Here is a 19,536-nt window from a genome sequence, read left to right as displayed (position 1 = left end):
ACCCCGATGCTGCAGGGAGCGCTGGCAGGCCTCGCCGCCGGCGGGCTGTACGCGGTGCTGGCGGTGTGCCTCACGCTGATGTCGAGGCTGGTGCGGGTGGTCAACTTCGCCCAGGCCGCGATCGGGATGGCAGGTACCTACGTCGCGGTGTTCCTGGCCGTCCACACCGGACTGCCGGTGTGGCTGGCCACGGTGGCGGGCATCCTGCTCGGCGGCGCGCTGTCCGCGCTGCTCGGCTGGGTGGTCTCGACCTGGCTCGCCGAGGCCGACACCGGCACCCGCTCCGCGGTGACCGTCGCGGTGCTCCTGCTGCTGATCTCGTTGTCGTTCATCCTGTTCGGCAACAAGCCGCAGCCGTTCCACCCGGTGCTCGCCGGGCCTGCCTTCGCACTCGGCGGGGTGGTGATCAGCCAGGTCACCGTGGTCACCGTCGCGCTGGCCGTGCTCGTCGCACTGGCCTGCCGTGCCGTACTGACCAGGACGTCGGTCGGCATCGAGCTGCGCGCCCTCTCGGAACGGCCGACCACCGCGGAACTGCTCGGCATCCCGGCGAAACGGCTCAGCGTCGCGGTGTGGGCGGCGACCGGGGTGGTCAGCACGCTCGCCGTGTCCATCGTGGCGCCGTCGCAGTCGAACGACGCGACCTCGCTGGCGATGCTGGTGGTCCCCGCTGCCGCCGCCGCGCTGCTCGGCGGGTTCCGGCGGCTGGACCTCGCCGTCGCTGGCGGGCTCGTGCTCGGCATGGCGCAGGGCGCGGTCGCCCAGTCCGACAGCCTTTCGGTGATCCGGTACTTCCTGCCGTTCGCCGTGATCGTCGCACTGCTGCTGTGGACGCAGCGCAAGGAGGTGTGGGATGCCGCTCGCTGACCATGTTGCCGTAGGCCGGAAAGGTGTGCCGTTCCTCGTCGCCGCCGTCGCGGTGGGCGTCGGGTACGCGCTGAGCGTCGGGCTCGAAGGGTATTTCGTCTACCTCGGCATGAGCGCGATCGTCGCCGGGATCGCCCTGCTCGGGCTCGGCATCGTCACCGGCAGCGCCGGGATGATCTCGTTGTGCCAGCTCACCTTCGGCGCCGTCGGCGCATGGGTGGTCTCGGCGCTGAACGTGGCGGGCGCGCCGGGCGGGTTCGTGGTGTGGCTGCTGCTCGGCGGGCTCGCCGCCGGCATCGCCGGCATCCTCGTCGGGCTGCCCGCGCTGCGGTTGCGCGGCATCAACCTCGCGGTGGTCACGCTCGGCCTCGCCGCGGCCGCCGACGTGACCTTGGTGCAACTTCAGTTCCCCGGTGCCACCGAAGGAACCTCCGTCGAACGGCCCGACGCGTTCTCCGACGACCGCGGGTACTTCCTGCTCGGTGTGCTCGTGCTCGTCGCGTGCGCGCTCGTCGTGCACTTCCTGCGCCGCGGGCGCTGGGGCAGCGGCTGGCAGGCGGTCGCGTTCTCCGAGCGCGGCACGGCGGCGGCCGGGGCGAGCGTGCGGACCTCGAAGCTGACCGCGTTCGCGGTGAGCGCCGCGCTGGGCGGGATCAGCGGCGGGCTGCTGACCGGACAGGTCGGGCTGGCGTTCCCAGCGAGCTTCTCCGCCATCCAGTCGCTGGCGCTGTACGTGCTGGCGATCATGTCGGGCGCGCACCTGATCGACATGGCGGTGTTCGGCGCGGTGCTCTGGGTCGCCGTACCGGAGCTGCTGAAGCGCTGGGGCGTCCCGCAGGACTGGGGTTACGTGGTGTTCGGCCTGCTCGGCGTGCACGCGCTGACCCAGGGCGGGAACCTCGGCACCGCGCTGCGGGACCTGTGGCACCGGCGCACGCGCACCCGCGAACGCGCCGGGGTGCTGCTCGGCGCGGTCACCGGGGAAACGACGGTGCCGCCACCCGGCGATCCGGTACTGGTCGTGCGCGGGCTGAGCATGCACTTCGGCAAGGTCGCCGCACTGTCCCAAGTGGACATCTCGGTACCCGAACACGGCGTGCTGGGCGTGATCGGGCCCAACGGCGCAGGAAAGTCCACTTTGGTCGACGCCATCAGCGGGTTCCTCCCGCGCGCCGACGGCGTGGTCGAACTGGACGGGCATCCGCTCACCGGCTCCCCCACCAGGCGGGCAAGGGCGGGCCTGCGGCGGACGTTCCAGCAGGACCGCGTCCCGCCAGGGCTTTCCGTCGGCGCCTACGTGCGGTTCGTGGCGAGGCGGCGGCTGTCCGAACCGGAGATCGCGGAAGCGCTCGACTTCTTCGGCTGTCCCCCCTCGCGGACCCCACTGTCCAGAGTGGACGTCGGAGCCCGCAGGCTGGTCGAGGTCGCGGGGCACCTGCTGGCCAGGCCCCGCGTGCTGCTGCTCGACGAACCCGCGGCGGGCCTGCCGCACGAGGAGCACGTCGTACTCGGCTCCCGGCTGCGGCAGGTTCCCGCGCGGTTCGGTGTCTCGGTCCTGCTGATCGAGCACGACCTCGACCTGGTGCGCTCGGTGTGCGACACGATCACCGTGCTCGACTTCGGGCAGGTGCTCGCCAGCGGCCCGCAGGACGAGGTGCTGGCCGATCCGGCCGTGCTCAAGGCGTACATGGGTGAAACGGAGCTGTTGTGAACGCGTTGCGGGTAACGGGACTCACGGTCACGCGGGGCGCGGGCCCGGTGATCAGCGACGTCGACCTGAACCTGGAGCCGGGCCGGATCACCGCGCTGGTCGGCCCGAACGGGGCGGGGAAGACCAGCCTGCTGGAAGCCGTCTCCGGAGTGGTTCCCGTCGCCGCCGGGAGTGTCCACATCGGATCGACGGACATCACCAAGCACTCCCGTGTCGCGCGGTCACGACTCGGGCTGGCGCACATCGAACAGGGCCGCGCGGTCTTCGCGGGCCTTACCGTGCTGGAAAACCTCAGGCTCACCGCGCGCACCCGCGACCGCGTCGACGAGGTGCTGGAGCTGTTCCCCGAACTGGACAAGCGCCGCGACTCGCCCACCGCGCTGCTCAGCGGGGGCGAGCAGCAGATGGTGGTGCTGGCCCGCGCATTCGCGGCACGCCCGTCGTTCCTGCTGATCGACGAGATGTCGCTGGGGCTCGCGCCGGTCGTGTTCACCAGGCTGCTGCCGGTGGTCACCCGGTTCGCCGAGGACGGTGCCGCGATCCTGCTCGTCGAGCAGTTCACCCAGCTCGCGCTCGGCGTAGCGCAGGACGCGCTGGTCGTGTCCTCCGGGCGCGTCACCTTCTCCGGCGAGTCGCGCGCACTGCTCGACTCGCCGGAGAAGCTGCACTCCGCCTATCTCGGCTGATCACATCCCCGCGCGTTCGAAGGCGAGCGTGGGCAGGTCGACCGCGTGCGCGCCGCCGTCGGCGACCAGTACCGCGCCGGTGATGTACGAGGATTCCGGCGAGGCGAGGAACCGGATCACCGAAGCGATCTCCCCCGGCTCGGCCGCGCGGCGCAGCGGCACCTCGGCGGTAACCCTGCGGTAGGCCTCGTCGTGCCCGCCGTCGAACCCGGCCGCGGCCGCGAACTGGTCCATCTCACCGTCGGCCATCGGCGTGCGCACCCAGCCGGGGCACACCGCGTTCGCACGGACGCCGCGGGGGCCGTAGTCGCGCGCCATCGACCTGGTCAGCCCGATCAGCGCGTGCTTGGCGACCGTGTAGCCCGCGACGTTCGGCCCGGCGAACAGGCCGGCCAGCGAAGACACGACCACCACCCGGCCGCCCGTCTCGACCAGCGACGGCAGTGCCGCGCGGCAGAAGACGAACGCGCTCGACAGGTTCGAGCGCAGCGCGAGTTCCCACTCCTCGTCGCCGGTCTCGGTCACCGACGACAGCCCGTGCCCGCCCGCGTTGGCGACGACCACGTCCAGCCGCCCGAACCGGCCGATGATCTCGGCGACCGCCCGTTCCGCGTCGTCCCGCTCGCTCGCGTCGCAGGTGATCACGTGTGCACCGGTCCCGGCCGCCACCTTGTCGAGCGGCTCGCGCCGCCGCCCGAGTACGACGACCTCGGCACCCTCCCCCGCGTAGTCCCGCGCCACCGCGGCGCCGATTCCGGTACCGCCGCCGGTGATGGCGACAACGCTGTTCTCCGTGCTCACACTGGGTCCTTTCCTTGCTCTGCCAACGAAAACCTAAGCGGGAAAACCGGATCGCGCCGAGACGCCGAAATCGGCGAGCACGGCCTGCCCGTTGACGGTGCGCGATCTCGCGGACGCCAGGTACAGCACGTGCTGGGCGACGTCGTCGGCCGTCTGCACGGGGAACTCCGCCTTCGCCAGCACCTCGCCGAGATCCGCGCGGGCCATCGGGGTGTCGGTCACCGACGGGCACACGCAGTTCACCCGCACTCCGTCCAGTTCGACCGCGAGCGCCCTGGTCAGCGCGACCACGGCCCCCTTGGAAGCGCAATAGGGCACCATGCCGGGCGCGCAGGTGAACGCCGAGTCGCTGGCAAGCAGCACCACCGCGCCCGTCCCGCGCGGCAACCACGGCCGCGCGAGCTTGACCAGCAGGAACTGGCCGGTGACGTTGACCGCGAGCACCGAGGAGAAGTCCTCGGCGGTGGTCTCGGCGAGCGGGGTGCCGACCGGGCCCGAAATGCCCGCGCACCCGACCACGACGTCGAGCCCGCCGAATTCCCGCGCCACCGCGGTGACGGCGTCGCCGAGTTCCCGTTCGTCGGTCACGTCCGCCCGCACGGCGATCGTGTCGCCGCCGGGCGGGATAACCGTGCCACGATCCACCATGCCCACCCGCGCGCCCTCCGCGAGGAACGCCCGCGCGCACGCCAGGCCGATCCCCGAGGCGGCACCCGTCACCAGCACGGCCTTGCCCGCGAGATCGAGTCGCATGGCGACATCCTGCGGGCAGGCGCGCACCGGGGGTTGGCCACCAGCGCAGCGTTGTTGTCCGAAGCCGCACGGGTGCCGCGGCCGCGCTTTCCCCACCGGGCGGCCACGGCCGAAACTGCACGGACCGAACCGGAAGGGATCGCATGCCCAGCACACCACCGCATCCACTGGACCCGCTCACCGCCGCGGAGCTGGAGGTGGGGCGCGCCGTACTGGTCGCGGAGGGCCTGGTCAGCGAGACGACCCGGTTCCCGCAGGTGCTCCCGGAGGAGCCGCCGAAGGGGTCGTCGCCCGGCAGCGCCGACCGGCGGATCCGCTTCACGACGCTGGACACCAGCACCGGGCTCGCCGGTGACGCCGTCGTGTCGGTCACGAAACGCGCGCTGGTGTCGTGGCAGAACTGCGGCGACGGGCAGCCCGCCTACCTGTTCGAGGAGTACGACCTCGCGTCGGAGATCACGAAATCCTCCGAAGCGTGGCTCGCCGCGATGACCCGGCGCGGCCTCGCCGACCGCGTCGAACACGCGTTCTGCGCGCCGCTCGCGCCGGGGTACTTCGGCAGGGAAGACGAAAAAGGGCGCGTCATCCGCTCGCTGACCTTCCTTCGCGAGGACGCCTCCGACAGTCCGTGGGCCCATCCGGTCGAGGGCCTCATCGTGCACATCGACCTGACCACGCGAGAAGTGCTGCGCGTCGAGGACGAAGGCGACGTCCCGGTGCCCTCCGAACACGGGCGCTACGGCGACGTTCCGGCGAGGACGACGCTCAAGCCCATCGAGATCACCCAGCCCCAAGGGCCGAGCTTCACCGTAGACGGCTCCGAGGTGCGCTGGGAGGGCTGGCGGCTGCGCGTCGGCTTCAACGCGCGCGAGGGCCTCACCCTGCACGAGATCAGCTTCCAGGACCGGCCGGTGCTCCACCGCGCGTCGGTACCGGAAATGGTGGTGCCCTACGGGGACACCTCGCCGAGCCGGTTCTGGATCAGCTACTTCGACGCCGGCGAATACCTGCTCGGCAAGAACACCAACGATCTGCGGCTCGGCTGCGACTGCCTCGGCGTGATCCACTACTTCCCCGCCTTCGTCGCCGACGACCACGGCCACGCCGTCGAGATCCCGCGCGCGATCTGCCTGCACGAAGAGGACGACGGGATCCTCTGGAAGCACACCGATCTCGACCAGCGCGCGGAAGTCCGGCGCTCGCGCAGGCTCGTGCTCTCGTCGATCTCCACGGTCGGCAACTACGACTACGGCTTCTTCTGGTACCTCTACCTCGACGGCACCGTGGAGTTCGAGGCGAAGGCGACCGGCATCGTCTTCGCCGGGGCCGGCACCCCGGGTGAACGGCGTCCACACGCGACCGAGCTCGCGCCCGGTCTGTTCGCCCCGGTGCACCAGCACCTGTTCTGCGCCCGGCTCGACATGACCGTCGACGGGGACCGCAACTCCCTGCACGAGATCGACGTCGCCGGCGTGCCCACCGGTGACGACAACCCGTACGGCAACGCCTTCACCTGGCACAGCACGCCGCTGCGCACCGAACACGAGGCGATGCGGACCGCCGACCCCGCCCGCGCCAGGGTGTGGGAGATCCGCAGCTCGGACAAGACGAACCGGCTCGGGATCCCGACGGCGTACCAGCTCGTGCCGCGGCCGTCCGCGACGCTGCTCGCACAGCCGGATTCGTCCGTCCACAAGCGAGCGACCTTCGCGACGCGGCACCTCTGGGCGACGCCCTACCGGCACGACGAGCGCTATCCGGCAGGCGAGCGCCCCGGCGCGCATCCCGGCGGCGCCGGGCTGCCCGAGTGGACGGCGGGCAACCGGGCCCTCACCGACACCGATCTCGTGCTGTGGCACGTCTTCGGCCTCACCCACGTACCGCGGCCGGAGGACTGGCCGGTGATGCCGGTCGACCGCGCGGGGTTCTCCCTGCGGCCGTACGGATTCTGCGACCGCAACCCCGCGCTGGACCTCCCCTCCGGCGACACCGACCACTGCGACCACTGAGGACTCATCGATGACAGGGCTTTCTGCGCCTTCTGGGCTTTCCGACACCTCCACCTGGCTGCCCCTCGACGGGCTGGCGCCGGGGTTCGACGCGAACAAGGCACCCACCGTCGCGGACCTGCACGACCGTTCGCTGGTACTGCGCTGCGACGACGGCAGCACGCTCTCGGCGAGGTTCAGCGGCACCCGGATCGACTGGACCCACCACGCTTCCGGTACCGACGAATCGGAAACCTTCCTGGTCGACGACGGCCTGTACTACGTCCAGTTCCACCCGAGCGGCACACCCGAGCAGGCATACGCGGTCTTCCTCGACCTCCGCGAGGGCAGGGCGCTGGTCGTGCTGAGCCGGATCGGCGACACCGCGCCGCGGGTCACGCAGACGTTCCTGACCGCCACCATCGAAGGCATCGACGCCCGCGGTGACGTGCCCGCACCGACCACCTCGCTCATCGGCAGGCGCGCGCTGTGGGTGTACAGCGCCGCACACGCCTACGAACACCTCTACCTGAGCCCGCACTGGTACACGTGGCAGTGCCTCGCCGGACCGGAGAAAGGGCTCGCCGACACCGACGAGAACACCACGTACCGGCTGCGCCCCGGCATCTTCGTGTTCACCTGGCGGGAGAAGGTGATCCCGTGCGGTTCGGTCACCGTCGCCGACCACCGCGACACCCGCCGCCTTCGCTCGCACGGAGTCCTTTTCGGACTCGACGGCACCGGCGAGGTGCCGACGCACTTCACCTTCGGCGCGCACGGCAAGCTGCTGAGCACGACCGTGCACCCCGCGGAGTACGACCCCGCCGATGAGTGACGCCATGCCTGCCGACCTGGTCCTCACCAACGCCACCGTGTGCACAATGGACGACGCGACGCCGTGGGCGTGTTCGCTCGCGGTGCGAGACGGCAAGGTGCTCGCACTCGACGACACCGCCCGCGGGCCGGGCACCGAGGTCCGCGATCTCGGCGGCGCGTTCGTCATGCCGGGGTTCGTCGACGTGCACAACCACCACGCGCTGGCCGGGCGTGCCGAACTGTTCGAGCTGACCTTCGGTGCCGACAAGGGCCTCGCCGCGATCCTGGACGCCGTGAGCGCCGGCGCGCGCGGTCTCGGGGCGGACGAGTGGGTCATCGGCGGCGCGTGGGCGTCCACTTTGGTCAGCACGCTGTCGCAGGAGTCCGCCAGGCACGCGCTCGACGAAGCGGCGGGCGGGCGCCCGGTCTCGCTCTCCGACGACAGCAGGCACAACCGCTGGGCGAGTACCAGGGCACTGGAACTGGCCGGCATCACCGCCTCGACCGCCGACCCGGACGGCGGTGTGATCGGCAGGGACCCGGTCACCGGCGCGCCGACCGGGATCCTGCTGGAGGCGGCAGGCGCGCTCGTCGAACGGGCGGTGCGGAAGACCAGGGCGCTGACCGGGGAGCAGCACCGGCAGGCTTCCCGCCGCGCGATCGAGACGCTGCATTCCTTCGGTGTCACCGCGTTCCAGGACGCCGGTGTCTCGCTCGACATCCTCGAGGCGCTGAAGGCACTGGACGACGCGGGCGAACTCGACGCGTGGGTGGTGTCCTCGCTGCTGGTCAACGACCCGATCTTCGGGTTCGACCCGATCGGGCGGCCGCTGCTGGAGATCGGCGAGCGCTACCGGAGCGAGCACCACCGGCCGGACTTCGTCAAGATCTTCCTCGACGGGGTGCCGCCGACCCGCACCGCGGCGTTCCTCGAACCGTACCTGCCCGACGACGTGCACGGCGCCTGCTTCCACGGCGCCACCACGATGCCGGGTGCGGAGCTGGAGGGCTGGCTGCGCACCGCGGCGTCGGCCGGGCTGTCCGCGAAGGTCCACTGCACCGGTGACGCCTCGGTCCGCGCGACACTGGACGCCGTCGAGAAGATCCGTGCCGAAGGGTTCGCGGATGCCCGTTTCCAGGTGGCGCACGGCCAGTTCGTGCACCCCGACGACCTCCCGCGGTTCGCCGCGCTCGGCGTCGCCGCGGACATCTCACCGTTCCTGTGGGTGCCTGGCGTGATCCCGTCGGCGATCGCGGACGTGCTGCCCGCCGACCGCGCCACCAGGATGCAGCCGAACCGGGCGCTGCTCGACAGCGGCGCGCTCGTCGCGGGTGGCTCGGACTGGCCGGTCAGCGAGTCGCCGAACGCGTGGGAAGGCATCGAAGGGCTCGTGACGCGCCGGGACCCGACCGGCGCGCACCCCGGCGCGCTATGGCCGGAGCAGGCCATCACGCTGGCCGAGGCGATCGAGGTGTTCACCCTCGGCAGCGCCCGCGCGACCGGTCTCGGCGACGTCACCGGATCGCTCACCCGGGGGAAGTCGGCGGACTTCCTGGTGCTCGACCGCGACCCGTTCCGCGCCGCCCCGACCGAGCTCGCGACCACTACCGTGACCGAAACGTGGTTCGCCGGGCGCCGGGTGTTCGGGGGCTCGTGAGCACCTTTCGCGCCGTTTCTCCTACACTGGTAGATGAAACCAGTGCGGGAGGTGGCCCGGTGCCGAAGATCATCGATCACGACGACCGTCGCAGCCATATCGTCGACGTCACCTGGGACCTGATCACCCAAGGCGGGCTCGAGGCCGCCACCATGCGCGAAATCGCGGCGGCGGCCGGGTTCGCGAACGGTGCGCTCAAGCTGTACTTCCCCAGCAAGGAAGACATCATCGAGGCCATCTACGAGCGCGCGCTGGGCATGATGCACGACTACGTGGAACTCGACGGGCTGCGCGGGCTCGTCGCGCTGCGCGAGCTGTGCGTGTCGTCGATGCCGATCGACGACGAGCGCATCACCGCCGGGCGCGTGCTGCTGACGTTCTGGCAGATGTCGCTGACGAACCCGAAACTGCACGACAAGTACCTGGAGCACGTCCGCTCGTGGCGCGGGTTGCTGCACCGGTTCCTCGCCGAGGGCCGCGAAGACGGCGACATCGTCACCGCGACCCCCGACGAGCAGCTGGTCGACGAAATCGTCCTGCTCAACGCGGGCGCCAACGTGATGAGCCTGGTCAGCGGCGATTTCTCCACCGTGGAGCTGCAAAAGCAGCACCTCGAGTCCTTTTTCGACCGGCTCACCCGCGGCTGAAGACCCCGCGGAGGTAAGCCGCGGCCTGCGCGTGCGAACGCGGTGACGCGGGAAGATCGGTGTAGAGGCCGTAGAAGCCGTGGATCTGCCCGTCGTAGCGGGTGAACTCGACCGGGACGACCTCGCCGAGGCGGCGCGCGAACTCCTCGCCCTCGTCGCGCAGGACGTCGTACTCCGCCGTCATCACCAGTGCGGGCGGCAGGCCGGTGAGATCGTTCGCCCGCAACGGAAGCAGGTACGGGTCGTCGAGCTGGGCGGGCTCGGTGACGTACTGGTCGAAGAAGAACCGCATCGCGCCCGCCGTCATCCCGAAGCCCTCGGCGAAGTCGCGATAGGAGGCGAACCCGTCGTCGGGGTGGCCGTACACCGGGCACACGAGCACCTGCGCGCTGATCGGCGGGCCGCCGCGGTCGCGGGACATCATCGAGACCACAGTGGACAGGTTGCCGCCCGCGCTCTCCCCGCCGACCGCGATCCGCGTCCCGTCGACCGACGGCCCCGCTCCTCCCGAGGCGAGCCATTCGACGACGGCGTAGCAGTCCGCCGGTGCCGCCGGGAACGGGTGCTCCGGTGCGAGCCGGTAGTCCACCGCGACGACCGCGACCCCTGCCGCCACGCACACCGCCCGCGACGCGACCTCGTTCTCGTCGATCGACCCGATCGTCCAGCCGCCGCCGTGGATCCACACGAACGCGGGCACCGGACCGGCGGCGTCCGGGAGGTAGACCTTGACCCGGACGGCACCATCACGGCCGGGCACCTGGTGTTCGCGGACGGAGGCCACCGGCTCCACCGCGGTGGGCCGCGGCCACGACGCGGCGAAGGAAGCGCGCAGCTCGGCCGCCGTCGGCGGTGCGGACGGCGCCTCCATCGGCGCGCTGCGCGCGAGGAGTTCGCGGACCGCGGGGTCGAGTGCCACGGTCACACCGCTTCCGCGACGAGGACGCGCGGGCTGCCGGGCAGGGCGAGCCGGTCCACCACCCGCCATCCGGCGCCGTCGAGCCAGCCGCGCACCTCGGCCTCGGGGTAGACCACGGTCCCGTCGATCACGAGGTACTCCCCCGCGTGCAACGCGTCCAGCGGGCGCTGCACCTCGTCGTCGTCGAGGAAGAAGTCGAGCAGCAGCAGGCGGGCACCCGGCGCGGCGGCGGCGCGGGCGTTGCGCAGGATCACCGCGTTCTCGGCCGCACCGAACCGGTGGACCACGTGGTTCACCATGACGACGTCGAACTCGCCTTCGGGGCGCGCGGACGCGGTCGGCTCCCCCAGCACCGTGCACCGATCGGCCACGCCCGCCTCGCGCACCGCCGCGATCACCGGGCCCACCGACTCTGGCGCGAAGACGAAGGTCGTGCACAGGTTCTCGTTGGCGCGCATGGCTTCCACCGCGAACGCACTGGACAGCCCACCGAGGTCGAGCATGGTGGCGTACGGCGTGAAATCGAACGCCGACACCAGCGTCTTCGCGTGCAAGGCGTTGTAGGTCATCACGCCGGACAGGAACGTATCCCAGCGCTCCCCGGTGAGATCCAGTTCGGCGGGCTCGCCGGTGTCGACGGTGTCGCCGAACCGGAGCCAGTGCCCGTAGCTGATCGATTCGAGAAAGGTGAGGAACGGGGCGAGATCCGGCCCGGTGCCGTCTTCGGTGAGGTATGCGGCGGCGTCGGGCCCCAGCTCGTAGCGACCGTTCGCGCGCGAAAGCAGCCCGAGCGAGGACATCGCGTCGCCGAGGATGCGCACCACCTTCTCCGGTTTCCCGGTCTTCTCCGCGAGTTCCGGTGCGCTCAACGGGCCGTCGGCGAGTGCGCGGAAGAGCCCGATCCGGCTCGACGCGAAGAGCTGCTTCGCCGCCATGTAGCCGACGGCGATGTCCACGATCCGCTCGGGGCCGGTGGCCGTGGTTGACCCGGTCATGTTGCCTCCCTTGTGCCTTGACTGCGGGAGATTCTACATTCGTAGACAAAAGAGTCCAGTACGCGTTTTTGCCCGCGTGCCAATGAAAACGAACCACATCTCAACTTCCTACAGTTGTAGAATATAACCATTGACACCGCTCACCCCCGGTGTCAACATGCGTAGAACTACCCCTGCCGGCGTCCTTCCCCGGCAGCCCGGCCCGCCCCGCGGGCACCAGGAAGGGGACTTCATGGCGCTCCTCGAAATAACGGATCTCACGATCGGCGTCGTCACCGGCGAAACCGAGCGCGAGCTCGTGCGGGAGCTTTCCCTCGATCTAGAGCACGGCCAGACGCTCTGCGTCGTCGGCGAGTCCGGCAGCGGCAAGACCGTGACGGCACTGTCGATCATCCGGCTGCTGGAGTTCGTGGCACCGGTGCGGACCCGCGGTGAGATCACTGTGGACGGTGTCGACGTCACCGAGCTGTCGGCCGACGAGATGCGCGCCTACCGCGGCCACCGCATCGGCATGATCTTCCAAGAGGCGCTCGACTCGCTCAACCCGGGAATGCGCGTCGGTGGGCAACTGATCGAGGCCTACCGAAAACCCGGTTCACTCCCGAGGCAAGCCACCCGGAAGAACACGCCGCTGCACCGCGAAGCCGACACCAAGGCACGACGGCTCTTGACCGAGGTCGGGCTCACCGACACCGACCGGGTCATGGCGTCCTACCCGCACCAGCTCTCCGGCGGTATGCAGCAGCGCGTGATGATCGCGCTGGCGCTGATGGCCGATCCCGAACTGCTCATCGCGGACGAGCCCACCACCGCACTCGACGTAACCACGCAGGCCGAGATCCTCACGCTGTTCGACCGGGTGCGCCGCGAGCACGGCACGGCATGCGTGTTCATCACGCACGACATGGGCGTCGCCGCCGCGGTGGCCGACCGGATCGCGGTGCTCTACCGCGGCAGGCTGGTCGAGATCGGGTCCAAAGAGGACATTCTCGGTGCCCCGCGGCACGCCTACACCAAGGCGTTGCTGGACTGCGTTCCGCAGCTCGGTGTCAGCAGGCGCGATGGGTTCCCGACCATCTCGGAAGCACGTCTCGAAGCCGCGATGAACGGCGAACCCTCGGTGGCCACCGAGGTCAAACCGCTGTCCGGCGCCGACGCGCCTGCCAACGGCGGCACCGAACTCGTCATCGAGAACGTGTCCAAAGTGTACGGACGGCGCGGACGCTTCTCGATGGCACGCGAGCCCGAAGTGCGCGCGGTCGACGACGTCTCGCTCAGGGTCGCGCCCGGCGAGTTCTTCGGGCTCGTCGGCGAGTCGGGATCCGGCAAGACCACGCTCGGCCGCATGGTGAGCGCGCTCGAACCGCCGACGTCCGGCTCGATCACCTTCGGCGAGCACCGGTGCACCGAGAACGGTCTCACCGGCGGCGAGCGCGCGTTCCGCCGCCGCGCGCAGCTCATCTTCCAGGACCCGCAAAGCTCCCTCGACCCGAGGCACACCGCGGCTCGCATCGTCGCCGAGCCCCTGCGAGAGCTCACCGGCCTGCGCGGTGCCGAACTCGACCGGCGGGTCGCCGAACTGCTCGACGAGGTCGGCCTCCCCGAAGGCACGGCGAGCAAGCTGCCCTCCGAGCTCTCCGGCGGGCAGCGCCAGCGGGTTTCGATCGCCCGCGCGATCGCGGCTGGTCCAGACCTCATCGTCGCCGACGAGCCGACCTCCGCGCTCGACGTCTCGGTGCAGGGACAGGTGATGAACGTGCTGCTTCAGCTCCGCCGCTCCCGCGCGCTCAGCTTCCTGTTCATCACCCACAACCTGAGCCTCGTGCTCTCGGTCGCGGACCGGGTCGGCGTCATGCACGCGGGCAAGCTCATCGAGATCGGCACCCCCGACGCCATCCGCCTCGAACCGCGGCACGACTACACCCGCCGCCTGCTCGCGGCCAATCCCGCACTGCCCTCACTCCCCCGCACAGGATTGCAGAGCCCATGACCACATCTCTGGTGAGAAGGCGTATTCCGGCACTCGCGGCACTCGGCGGGGTGACCACGCTGCTGCTCGCCGCCTGCATGAGCGGTGGTGCCGCGGGCACCGCACCCGACGGGCCGCCGGTGCGCGGCGGAAACCTGACCGTCGCGGTGCCGACCGATCCGCAGTCGCTCGACATGGTCGCCAATCCCGGCCAGGTGACCGCGCAGATCGGCAACATGATGTACGAGAAGCTGTTCGAAGTGGACAAGACGTTCACCGCGCGGCCCATGCTCGCCGACACGTACACGACGAGCCCCGACCGGCTCACCTACACCGTGAAGCTCCGGCGGGACATCACCTTCCAGGACGGCGCGCCGCTGACCGCGAACGACGTCGTGGCGAGCCTGGAGCGCTGGCGGAAGAGCCACCGCACCGGGCAGCTCGTCTCCCCCGACATCGACACCGTCACCGCACCCGACGCCGGGACCGTCGCGATCCACCTCAAGCGGCCCCGGTACCCGCTGATCGACGAGCTGGCCAGTCCCGGCACCGAGATCTACGAGGCGAAGAACCTCACCGGCCTGCCGGCCACCGGGTTCGGCCAGGACAAGGCCGTCGGCACCGGCCCGTACAAGCTGAAGAGCTGGGAAATCGGCCAGCAGCTGGTGCTCGCGCGCTACGACGGCTACAAGACGCGGTCCGAAGAGGACTGGGGCGGGCAGGCCGGTGCGAAGCACGCCTACCTCGACACCGTCACCTACAAGGTCGTCGCCGACCAGGACGCGCTCGTCAACGGGCTGCAGACCGGCCAGTGGGACCACGCGATGCCGACCAACGACCAGTACGAGACGCTCAAGGCGAACCCGGCGCTGGTGGTGCACAATCTGCCGGGCGGCAACCAGAACGTGATCATCCCGAACTTCGCCAAGGGCTCGCGCTTCGCCGACCCGAGGGCGCGCGAAGCGCTCAACCTGCTGGTCGACAAGCCGGCGATCAACGCGGCGACGGGTGGCAGCAAGGACCTCACCCTGGAGACCGGCGCGTTCGCCTCGCCGGACAACAAGGCGTTCTACTCGACCGCCGGCGAGGACGTCTACCGCGCGCACGATCCCGAACGGGCCAAGAAGCTGCTCGGCGAGGCCGGGGTCGCCGCAGGCGCGACCGTCCACATCGTCACGACGAACTCCTACCCCGAGTTCGGCAAGTGGGCGGTGCTCATCCAGGACGAGCTGTCGAAGATCGGCATCACCACCAAAATCGACACCTACGACTTCGCCACCATGCTCGGCACGCTCACGAAGGACCCGGCGGGCTGGGACCTCACGACGCTGTTCTTCGACTCGGCGCTGACCTCGCCCGCGCAGATGCCCGCGCTGACGCTCGGCACGCTGAACGGTTCGTCCTCCCCCGAACTGGACGGGCTGATCACCGAATTCAACGCTTCCGTTTCGCCGGAGCAGGCCAAGTCGGTGGCGGACAAGCTGCAGGCGTTCACCTGGAAGCAACTGTCGGTGATCACGCTGAGCCAGTCCAGGCTGTACGCGGCCTACACGCCGAAGCTGAAGGGCTACGGCGACTTCTACCGGGTCTTCTGGAACACCTGGCTGGCGTCATGACCGCACTGCTGGTGCGCAGGCTGCGCGATCTCGTCGTGATACTGGTGATCGTCGGGACGATGATGTTCTTCGTCATCAGGCTCATCCCCGGCGATCCGGCGCAGGCCATTCTCGGCCCGACCGCGCGACCGTCCGATGTGGACGCGCTGCGGGCGAGCATGGGCCTGAACGGTTCGATCTGGGAGCAGTACCTGAGCTGGGCGGGCCACGTGGTGCGCGGCGATTTCGGCACGTCGATCACCTACCACGCACCGGTGCTCGACGTGGTCGCCGAACACATCCTGCCGACGTTGACGCTGGCCGTGCTGTCCACCGTGATCAGCTTCTTCCTCTCGGTGGCGATCACGTCGTGGCAGGCGGTGTCCCCGCGCAACCCGGTGGCGCGGACGCTCGACCGGCTGTCCTCGCTCGGCATGGCGATGCCGGACTTCTGGATCTCACTGATGCTGGTGCTGGTGTTCTCGGTGACGCTGCGCTGGTTCCCGTCGAGCGGCTACCACAGCCTGCTCAGCGATCCCGCCGCCGCGGTGCCCGCGCTCGTGCTGCCGCTGACCGTGCTCGTGCTCGGCCAGACCGCGCTGTTCGTGCTCACCCTGCGGGAAAGCCTGCTCGGCGAACTGCCGCTGGCCTACCTGCGCACCGCCCGCGTCAAGGGGCTCTCGGAACGCCAGGTGATGGTGAAGCACGTGCTGCCGAACGCGATGATGCCGCTCGTCACGCAACTCGGCAGCAACTTCGCCATGCTCGTCGGCGGCATCGTGATCATCGAATCGATCTTCGTGGTGCCCGGTCTCGGCCATCTGCTGATGGGCGCGGTGTCCACCCGGGACTTCCCACTCATCCAGGGCGTGACCCTGTTCGTCGCGGTGCTGTTCGTGGTGGTCAACCTGCTCGTCGACCTCTCGTACGCGCTGCTCGACCCGAAGGTGCGTGTGTCATGAGCATGGCTGTCGCCGCTTCCGTGCGGGAACCCTCCGCCCAGCGCCGGGCGGCCAGGCTGTTCCGGCGCAACCGGACACTGGTGGTCTCGAGCGCGCTGCTCGGGCTGGTCGTGCTCACCGTGCTGGTGCTGCCGCTGTTCCTGCCCAGCGTCAGCACCACCGACCCGGTCCACCGGCTGCTGCCCCCGTCCGGCGCCCATCTGCTCGGCACCGATTCCTACGGCCGTGACGTGCTCGCCAGACTGGTCTCCGGTGGGCGGGCCTCACTCGGGCTTTCGGCGCTGATCACGTTGTGCGCCGCGGCGACCGGGATGGTGATCGGGCTCGTCAGCGGGTTCTACCGCGCCGCGGACGCGGTGCTGATGCGGCTGATGGACGCCTGGATGTCGTTCCCCGCGATCATCCTGGCGATGGCGCTCGCCATCTCGCTCGGCGCCAGCATCTGGACCGAGCTGATCGCGCTCACCGTCATCTTCACCCCGTTCACCGCGCGGGTCATCCGCAGCAGGGTGCTCGGCATCGCGAGCCGCGACTACATCGGCGCCGCCAGGGTGTCCGGGATGAGCAGGCCGAAGATCCTGCTCGTGCACGTGTTCCCCAACGTGCTGCCGCTCGCGCTCGTCCAGGTCGTCATCCTGTCGGCGGCGGCGATGCTCGTCGACGGTGCGATGAGCTTCCTCGGGCTCGGCATCGCTCCCCCGACGCCGACCTGGGGCAACATGATCGCGGAGGGGCGCTCGTACCTCGTCACCGCGCCGTGGCTGGTGATCGCGCCCGGCGTGACGATCATGCTGTGCGTGTTCCTGCTGAACCTGATCGGGTCGTCGCTGCGGATCGCCGTCGATGCCAGAGCCAGGACGCTCAACGACCTGCGGCGGCTCCGCGTCCGCCGCGCCCAGAGCTGAGAGGATCCCGTTGTCCGCCACCACTTCACTGGCCGTGCGCCGGTTCCGTGCCGACGGCGAGCCTGCCGGCCCTCCCGTGCTGCTCGTCCACGGGTTCGCCTCCGACGGGCACACCGACTGGATCACCACCGGCTGGGCCGCCACGCTCACCGCCTCGGGCCGCGACGTACTCATGCCGGATCTGCCCGGTCACGGTTCGAGCCCCGCACCCGCCACCGCGGCCGACGTGACTCCCCGCGCGATCATCGCCGCGCTCGCCGATGCCGTCGACGGTCTGTCCGAAGTAGACGTGATCGCCTACTCTCTCGGCGCCCGCCTCGCCTGGGAGCTACCCGCGGTGGCGCCGGTACGGCGAATGGTGCTCGGCGGGATCAGCCCGATCGAGCCGTTCGCCGCGGTCGACGTCGACGCCGCGATGGCCTTCGCCTCGGGCGGCAAACTTCCCGGTGACCCGCTCACCGCGATGATCGCCCGCCTGATCACCGGTCCCGGCCGGGACGCCGCCGCACTCGGCCGCTGCATCGAAGGCCTGCGGCGAGAACCGTTCACACCGTCACCCGGCCAGCTCACCGTGCCGACGAGATTCGTCGCGGGCCAAGACGACCCGGTCAGCCAAGGCATCGAACGACTCGCCGCCATGGTGCCGGGCAGCGACCTGGTCCTGGTCCCCGGCGACCACGGCGGCGCACTGCGCGGGACAGCGTTCTCGACTGCGGCGCGCAGCTTCCTCGACGCCGGGTAGCTTCCAATCCGCCGGTGGATCGTGTTTGGTGGGCACGGTGAGAGTTTCAGGCACACCTTCGGCGCGCCGAGTGAAACTGCCGCTCCTCGGTGCCGGTCGCGTCGCTGGTCACCAGCGGCAGTTCCCCACGGAACGGACAAGGCGGTCACCTTGGCAGCCGTACCCGACTGGCGCTGTCACCGGCACGCTACGGGCCGTCGTCCGGTGGCCCGCGGCTGAGCGGTGGTGGCGCTGGGCGGTTCGGTGCCTGCCGGGTTCGGATGGCGGGCGTGTTCGTGCCGCTCTTCGCCGAGGAGGGCTGAAGAACCAGGTTCTGTTCAGCAAATCCGCCGTGGGCACGAACCGCCGGGCTACAAGGACCGGCGGGATGCGGCGGGTGATTCTGGTGCTCCGCCAGGATCAAGGTAGTCACCCTCGCGGTGGCGCCCGACTGGCTCTGCGGTCCGCGCGCGACCGGCCAGTCGCGCGGCTGTGCGATGGTGGCGGGACCATTCGGTACCTGCGAATTCGGATGGTGGGCGTGTTTGTGTTGTCCTTCGCCGGGGGGTGGCTGAAGGACCGGGGTTTCGTCGCTCGGTCCGCGGTGGACGTAGTGGCCGCCGGTGGCGGCCTCGGGCCTCAGGCGGCGCGGGGTTGAGCGGTGGGGCGGTTCGTTCGGGGTCTTCGCCACGGGTCGACGAACGCTGGTGGGGTGAACTCGGGTTGGCCGTTGACCATGCGGAGTGTCCAGTCGCTGGTGTGCAGCAGGCGATGATGCCGGGAGCACAGCAGCGTGAGATTACCCAGGTCAGTCTTGCCTCCGGCGTACCAGGGCAGCACGTGATGCGCCTCGCAATGACGCGGCCTGCGCGAACACCCGGGAAAGCAGCACCCGCGATCGCGGACGGCGAGCATGAGCCGCATCGCCTCGGTCACCAGGCGCCTGGCCCGCCCCATCTCCAACGGCTGCCCCGCACCATCAAGGATGGCGGGAATGACCTTGCAGTCGCAGGCGAGGATGCGGGCTTCGCTGGCGGTGATGTCGGTGACCATGTCCAGACACGCCGCGCCCAGCTCCCTCTTCAGGTCAGCCAAGGGGATCGTCACGATCAGATCCGCTCGACCACCGCTGCGGTTCGGAGACTCCGGGTGACTCGCGGCGAGGGCGACTATCTCCATGAACGCGTCCCCGTACCGTTCCGCCCGCCCCCGCAGCAGCGGGTTGTCGGAAGGGTCATCCGGCTGGGTCTGGGCGAGTGGGTCGAGCAGGGCGAGGGTTTTGGCGGCGGAGATCGGGTCGAGGTAGCCGTCGAACTTCGCCGAACCGTCTTTGCGCTGGTGGATGTGCAGGGCACGTTTCGGTTCGGGGGTGTCGCGGGGTTCGGTGCCGTCGGGGTCGAGACGGCCGAGGATTTCCTTGCCCAGTGTGCCGATCTCCCCGATACTCGCATGACGCGCCAGGCCGACCAGGGACCGCTCAGCGAACTCCCGATCCTCCACCGAGACCGTGGCCGGGATCTTCTCCAGCACCCGCACGATCCCG

Annotated in this window: 17 protein-coding genes; 12 read left to right on the top strand and 5 right to left on the bottom strand. The window is 70.1% G+C overall.

What is annotated here, in order from left to right; genetic code table 11:
- Positions 1–6 precede the first annotated feature (6 nt).
- The 3 genes from ABD256_RS28035 to ABD256_RS28025 are packed head-to-tail and all read left to right on the top strand — an operon-like array spanning position 7 to position 3,264.
- The gene (locus tag ABD256_RS28035; protein WP_344425311.1) at positions 7–867 is read left to right on the top strand and encodes a branched-chain amino acid ABC transporter permease; all 861 of its coding nucleotides are present in this window, start codon (positions 7–9) and stop codon (positions 865–867) included.
- Positions 854–2,578, top strand: a complete 1,725-nt coding sequence (locus ABD256_RS28030; protein ID WP_344425308.1) for a branched-chain amino acid ABC transporter ATP-binding protein/permease — start codon at positions 854–856, stop codon at positions 2,576–2,578. Before ABD256_RS28035 ends, ABD256_RS28030 begins: the two co-directional genes overlap by 14 nt.
- Positions 2,575–3,264: an ABC transporter ATP-binding protein gene (locus ABD256_RS28025; RefSeq protein ID WP_344425305.1), complete on the top strand. Its 690-nt coding sequence runs from the start codon at positions 2,575–2,577 to the stop codon at positions 3,262–3,264. Before ABD256_RS28030 ends, ABD256_RS28025 begins: the two co-directional genes overlap by 4 nt.
- Here the strand turns inward: ABD256_RS28025 and ABD256_RS28020 are convergent, their stop codons facing one another.
- Positions 3,265–4,065: an SDR family NAD(P)-dependent oxidoreductase gene (locus tag ABD256_RS28020; RefSeq protein WP_344425302.1), complete on the bottom strand. Its 801-nt coding sequence runs from the start codon at positions 4,063–4,065 to the stop codon at positions 3,265–3,267.
- Positions 4,066–4,098: 33 nt separating this feature from the next.
- Positions 4,099–4,818: an SDR family NAD(P)-dependent oxidoreductase gene (locus tag ABD256_RS28015; RefSeq protein ID WP_344425299.1), complete on the bottom strand. Its 720-nt coding sequence runs from the start codon at positions 4,816–4,818 to the stop codon at positions 4,099–4,101.
- Between the two features lie 143 nt (positions 4,819–4,961).
- Between ABD256_RS28015 and ABD256_RS28010 the strand changes: the two genes are divergently transcribed.
- From ABD256_RS28010 to ABD256_RS27995, 4 genes are read left to right on the top strand one after another with little or no spacing between them, the layout of a single operon-like run.
- Positions 4,962–6,827 carry a primary-amine oxidase gene (locus ABD256_RS28010; RefSeq protein WP_344425296.1) on the top strand — a complete coding sequence of 622 codons (1,866 nt, stop codon included), beginning with the start codon at positions 4,962–4,964 and terminating at the stop codon, positions 6,825–6,827.
- A gap of 10 nt (positions 6,828–6,837) precedes the next feature.
- A complete protein-coding gene (locus ABD256_RS28005; RefSeq protein WP_344425294.1) occupies positions 6,838–7,641 on the top strand; it encodes a molybdenum cofactor biosynthesis F family protein in 804 nt (267 codons plus the stop codon).
- Positions 7,642–7,645: 4 nt separating this feature from the next.
- Positions 7,646–9,280 carry an amidohydrolase gene (locus tag ABD256_RS28000; RefSeq protein WP_344425606.1) on the top strand — a complete coding sequence of 545 codons (1,635 nt, stop codon included), beginning with the start codon at positions 7,646–7,648 and terminating at the stop codon, positions 9,278–9,280.
- A gap of 59 nt (positions 9,281–9,339) precedes the next feature.
- Entirely contained in the window at positions 9,340–9,927 is a 588-nt protein-coding gene (locus tag ABD256_RS27995) for a TetR/AcrR family transcriptional regulator (protein ID WP_344425292.1), read from the top strand.
- On the opposite strand, the gene ABD256_RS27990 is transcribed toward ABD256_RS27995, so the two are convergent.
- Both ABD256_RS27990 and ABD256_RS27985 read right to left on the bottom strand, forming a co-directional pair.
- Positions 9,914–10,852: an alpha/beta hydrolase gene (locus ABD256_RS27990; RefSeq protein ID WP_344425289.1), complete on the bottom strand. Its 939-nt coding sequence runs from the start codon at positions 10,850–10,852 to the stop codon at positions 9,914–9,916. The two genes, ABD256_RS27995 and ABD256_RS27990, sit on opposite strands and share 14 nt — an antisense overlap.
- Complete coding sequence (locus ABD256_RS27985) at positions 10,849–11,841, bottom strand: methyltransferase family protein (protein WP_344425287.1); 993 nt, start codon at positions 11,839–11,841, stop codon at positions 10,849–10,851. The genes ABD256_RS27990 and ABD256_RS27985 overlap by 4 nt, the downstream gene beginning before the upstream one ends.
- A gap of 232 nt (positions 11,842–12,073) precedes the next feature.
- Here ABD256_RS27985 and ABD256_RS27980 point away from each other — a divergent pair, with 232 nt between their 5' ends.
- The 5 genes from ABD256_RS27980 to ABD256_RS27960 are packed head-to-tail and all read left to right on the top strand — an operon-like array spanning position 12,074 to position 18,014.
- Positions 12,074–13,831, top strand: coding sequence for a dipeptide ABC transporter ATP-binding protein (locus ABD256_RS27980; protein ID WP_344425285.1), 1,758 nt, complete (start codon positions 12,074–12,076; stop codon positions 13,829–13,831).
- Positions 13,832–13,842: 11 nt separating this feature from the next.
- On the top strand, positions 13,843–15,426 hold the full coding sequence (locus ABD256_RS27975) for an ABC transporter substrate-binding protein (protein ID WP_344425282.1): 1,584 nt from the start codon (positions 13,843–13,845) through the stop codon (positions 15,424–15,426).
- A complete protein-coding gene (locus ABD256_RS27970; protein WP_344425279.1) occupies positions 15,423–16,367 on the top strand; it encodes an ABC transporter permease in 945 nt (314 codons plus the stop codon). Before ABD256_RS27975 ends, ABD256_RS27970 begins: the two co-directional genes overlap by 4 nt.
- Complete coding sequence (locus tag ABD256_RS27965; RefSeq protein WP_344425276.1) at positions 16,364–17,272, top strand: ABC transporter permease; 909 nt, start codon at positions 16,364–16,366, stop codon at positions 17,270–17,272. The genes ABD256_RS27970 and ABD256_RS27965 overlap by 4 nt, the downstream gene beginning before the upstream one ends.
- A gap of 10 nt (positions 17,273–17,282) precedes the next feature.
- On the top strand, positions 17,283–18,014 hold the full coding sequence (locus ABD256_RS27960) for an alpha/beta fold hydrolase (protein WP_344425273.1): 732 nt from the start codon (positions 17,283–17,285) through the stop codon (positions 18,012–18,014).
- Between the two features lie 618 nt (positions 18,015–18,632).
- Here the strand turns inward: ABD256_RS27960 and ABD256_RS27955 are convergent.
- The coding region (locus ABD256_RS27955) for an HNH endonuclease signature motif containing protein (RefSeq protein WP_344425267.1) at positions 18,633–19,536 on the bottom strand (904 nt) is incomplete at its 5' end.

This window comes from Amycolatopsis minnesotensis (assembly GCF_039529815.1).
Lineage (GTDB): Bacteria > Actinomycetota > Actinomycetes > Mycobacteriales > Pseudonocardiaceae > Amycolatopsis > Amycolatopsis minnesotensis.
This window is presented reverse-complemented; position numbering and strand designations above follow the sequence as displayed.

Bases quoted from the DNA above. Each gene is read 5' to 3' on its own strand.
- ABD256_RS27980 (WP_344425285.1), top strand. From the start codon at position 12,074: ATGGCGCTCCTCGAAATAACGGATCTCACGATCGGCGTCGTCACCGGC.
- ABD256_RS27965 (WP_344425276.1), top strand. From the start codon at position 16,364: ATGAGCATGGCTGTCGCCGCTTCCGTGCGGGAACCCTCCGCCCAGCGC.
- ABD256_RS28015 (WP_344425299.1), bottom strand. From the start codon at position 4,818: ATGCGACTCGATCTCGCGGGCAAGGCCGTGCTGGTGACGGGTGCCGCC.
- ABD256_RS28005 (WP_344425294.1), top strand. From the start codon at position 6,838: ATGACAGGGCTTTCTGCGCCTTCTGGGCTTTCCGACACCTCCACCTGG.
- ABD256_RS27970 (WP_344425279.1), top strand. From the start codon at position 15,423: ATGACCGCACTGCTGGTGCGCAGGCTGCGCGATCTCGTCGTGATACTG.
- ABD256_RS28010 (WP_344425296.1), top strand. From the start codon at position 4,962: ATGCCCAGCACACCACCGCATCCACTGGACCCGCTCACCGCCGCGGAG.
- ABD256_RS28035 (WP_344425311.1), top strand. From the start codon at position 7: ATGCTGCAGGGAGCGCTGGCAGGCCTCGCCGCCGGCGGGCTGTACGCG.
- ABD256_RS28030 (WP_344425308.1), top strand. From the start codon at position 854: ATGCCGCTCGCTGACCATGTTGCCGTAGGCCGGAAAGGTGTGCCGTTC.
- ABD256_RS27985 (WP_344425287.1), bottom strand. From the start codon at position 11,841: ATGACCGGGTCAACCACGGCCACCGGCCCCGAGCGGATCGTGGACATC.
- ABD256_RS28000 (WP_344425606.1), top strand. From the start codon at position 7,646: ATGCCTGCCGACCTGGTCCTCACCAACGCCACCGTGTGCACAATGGAC.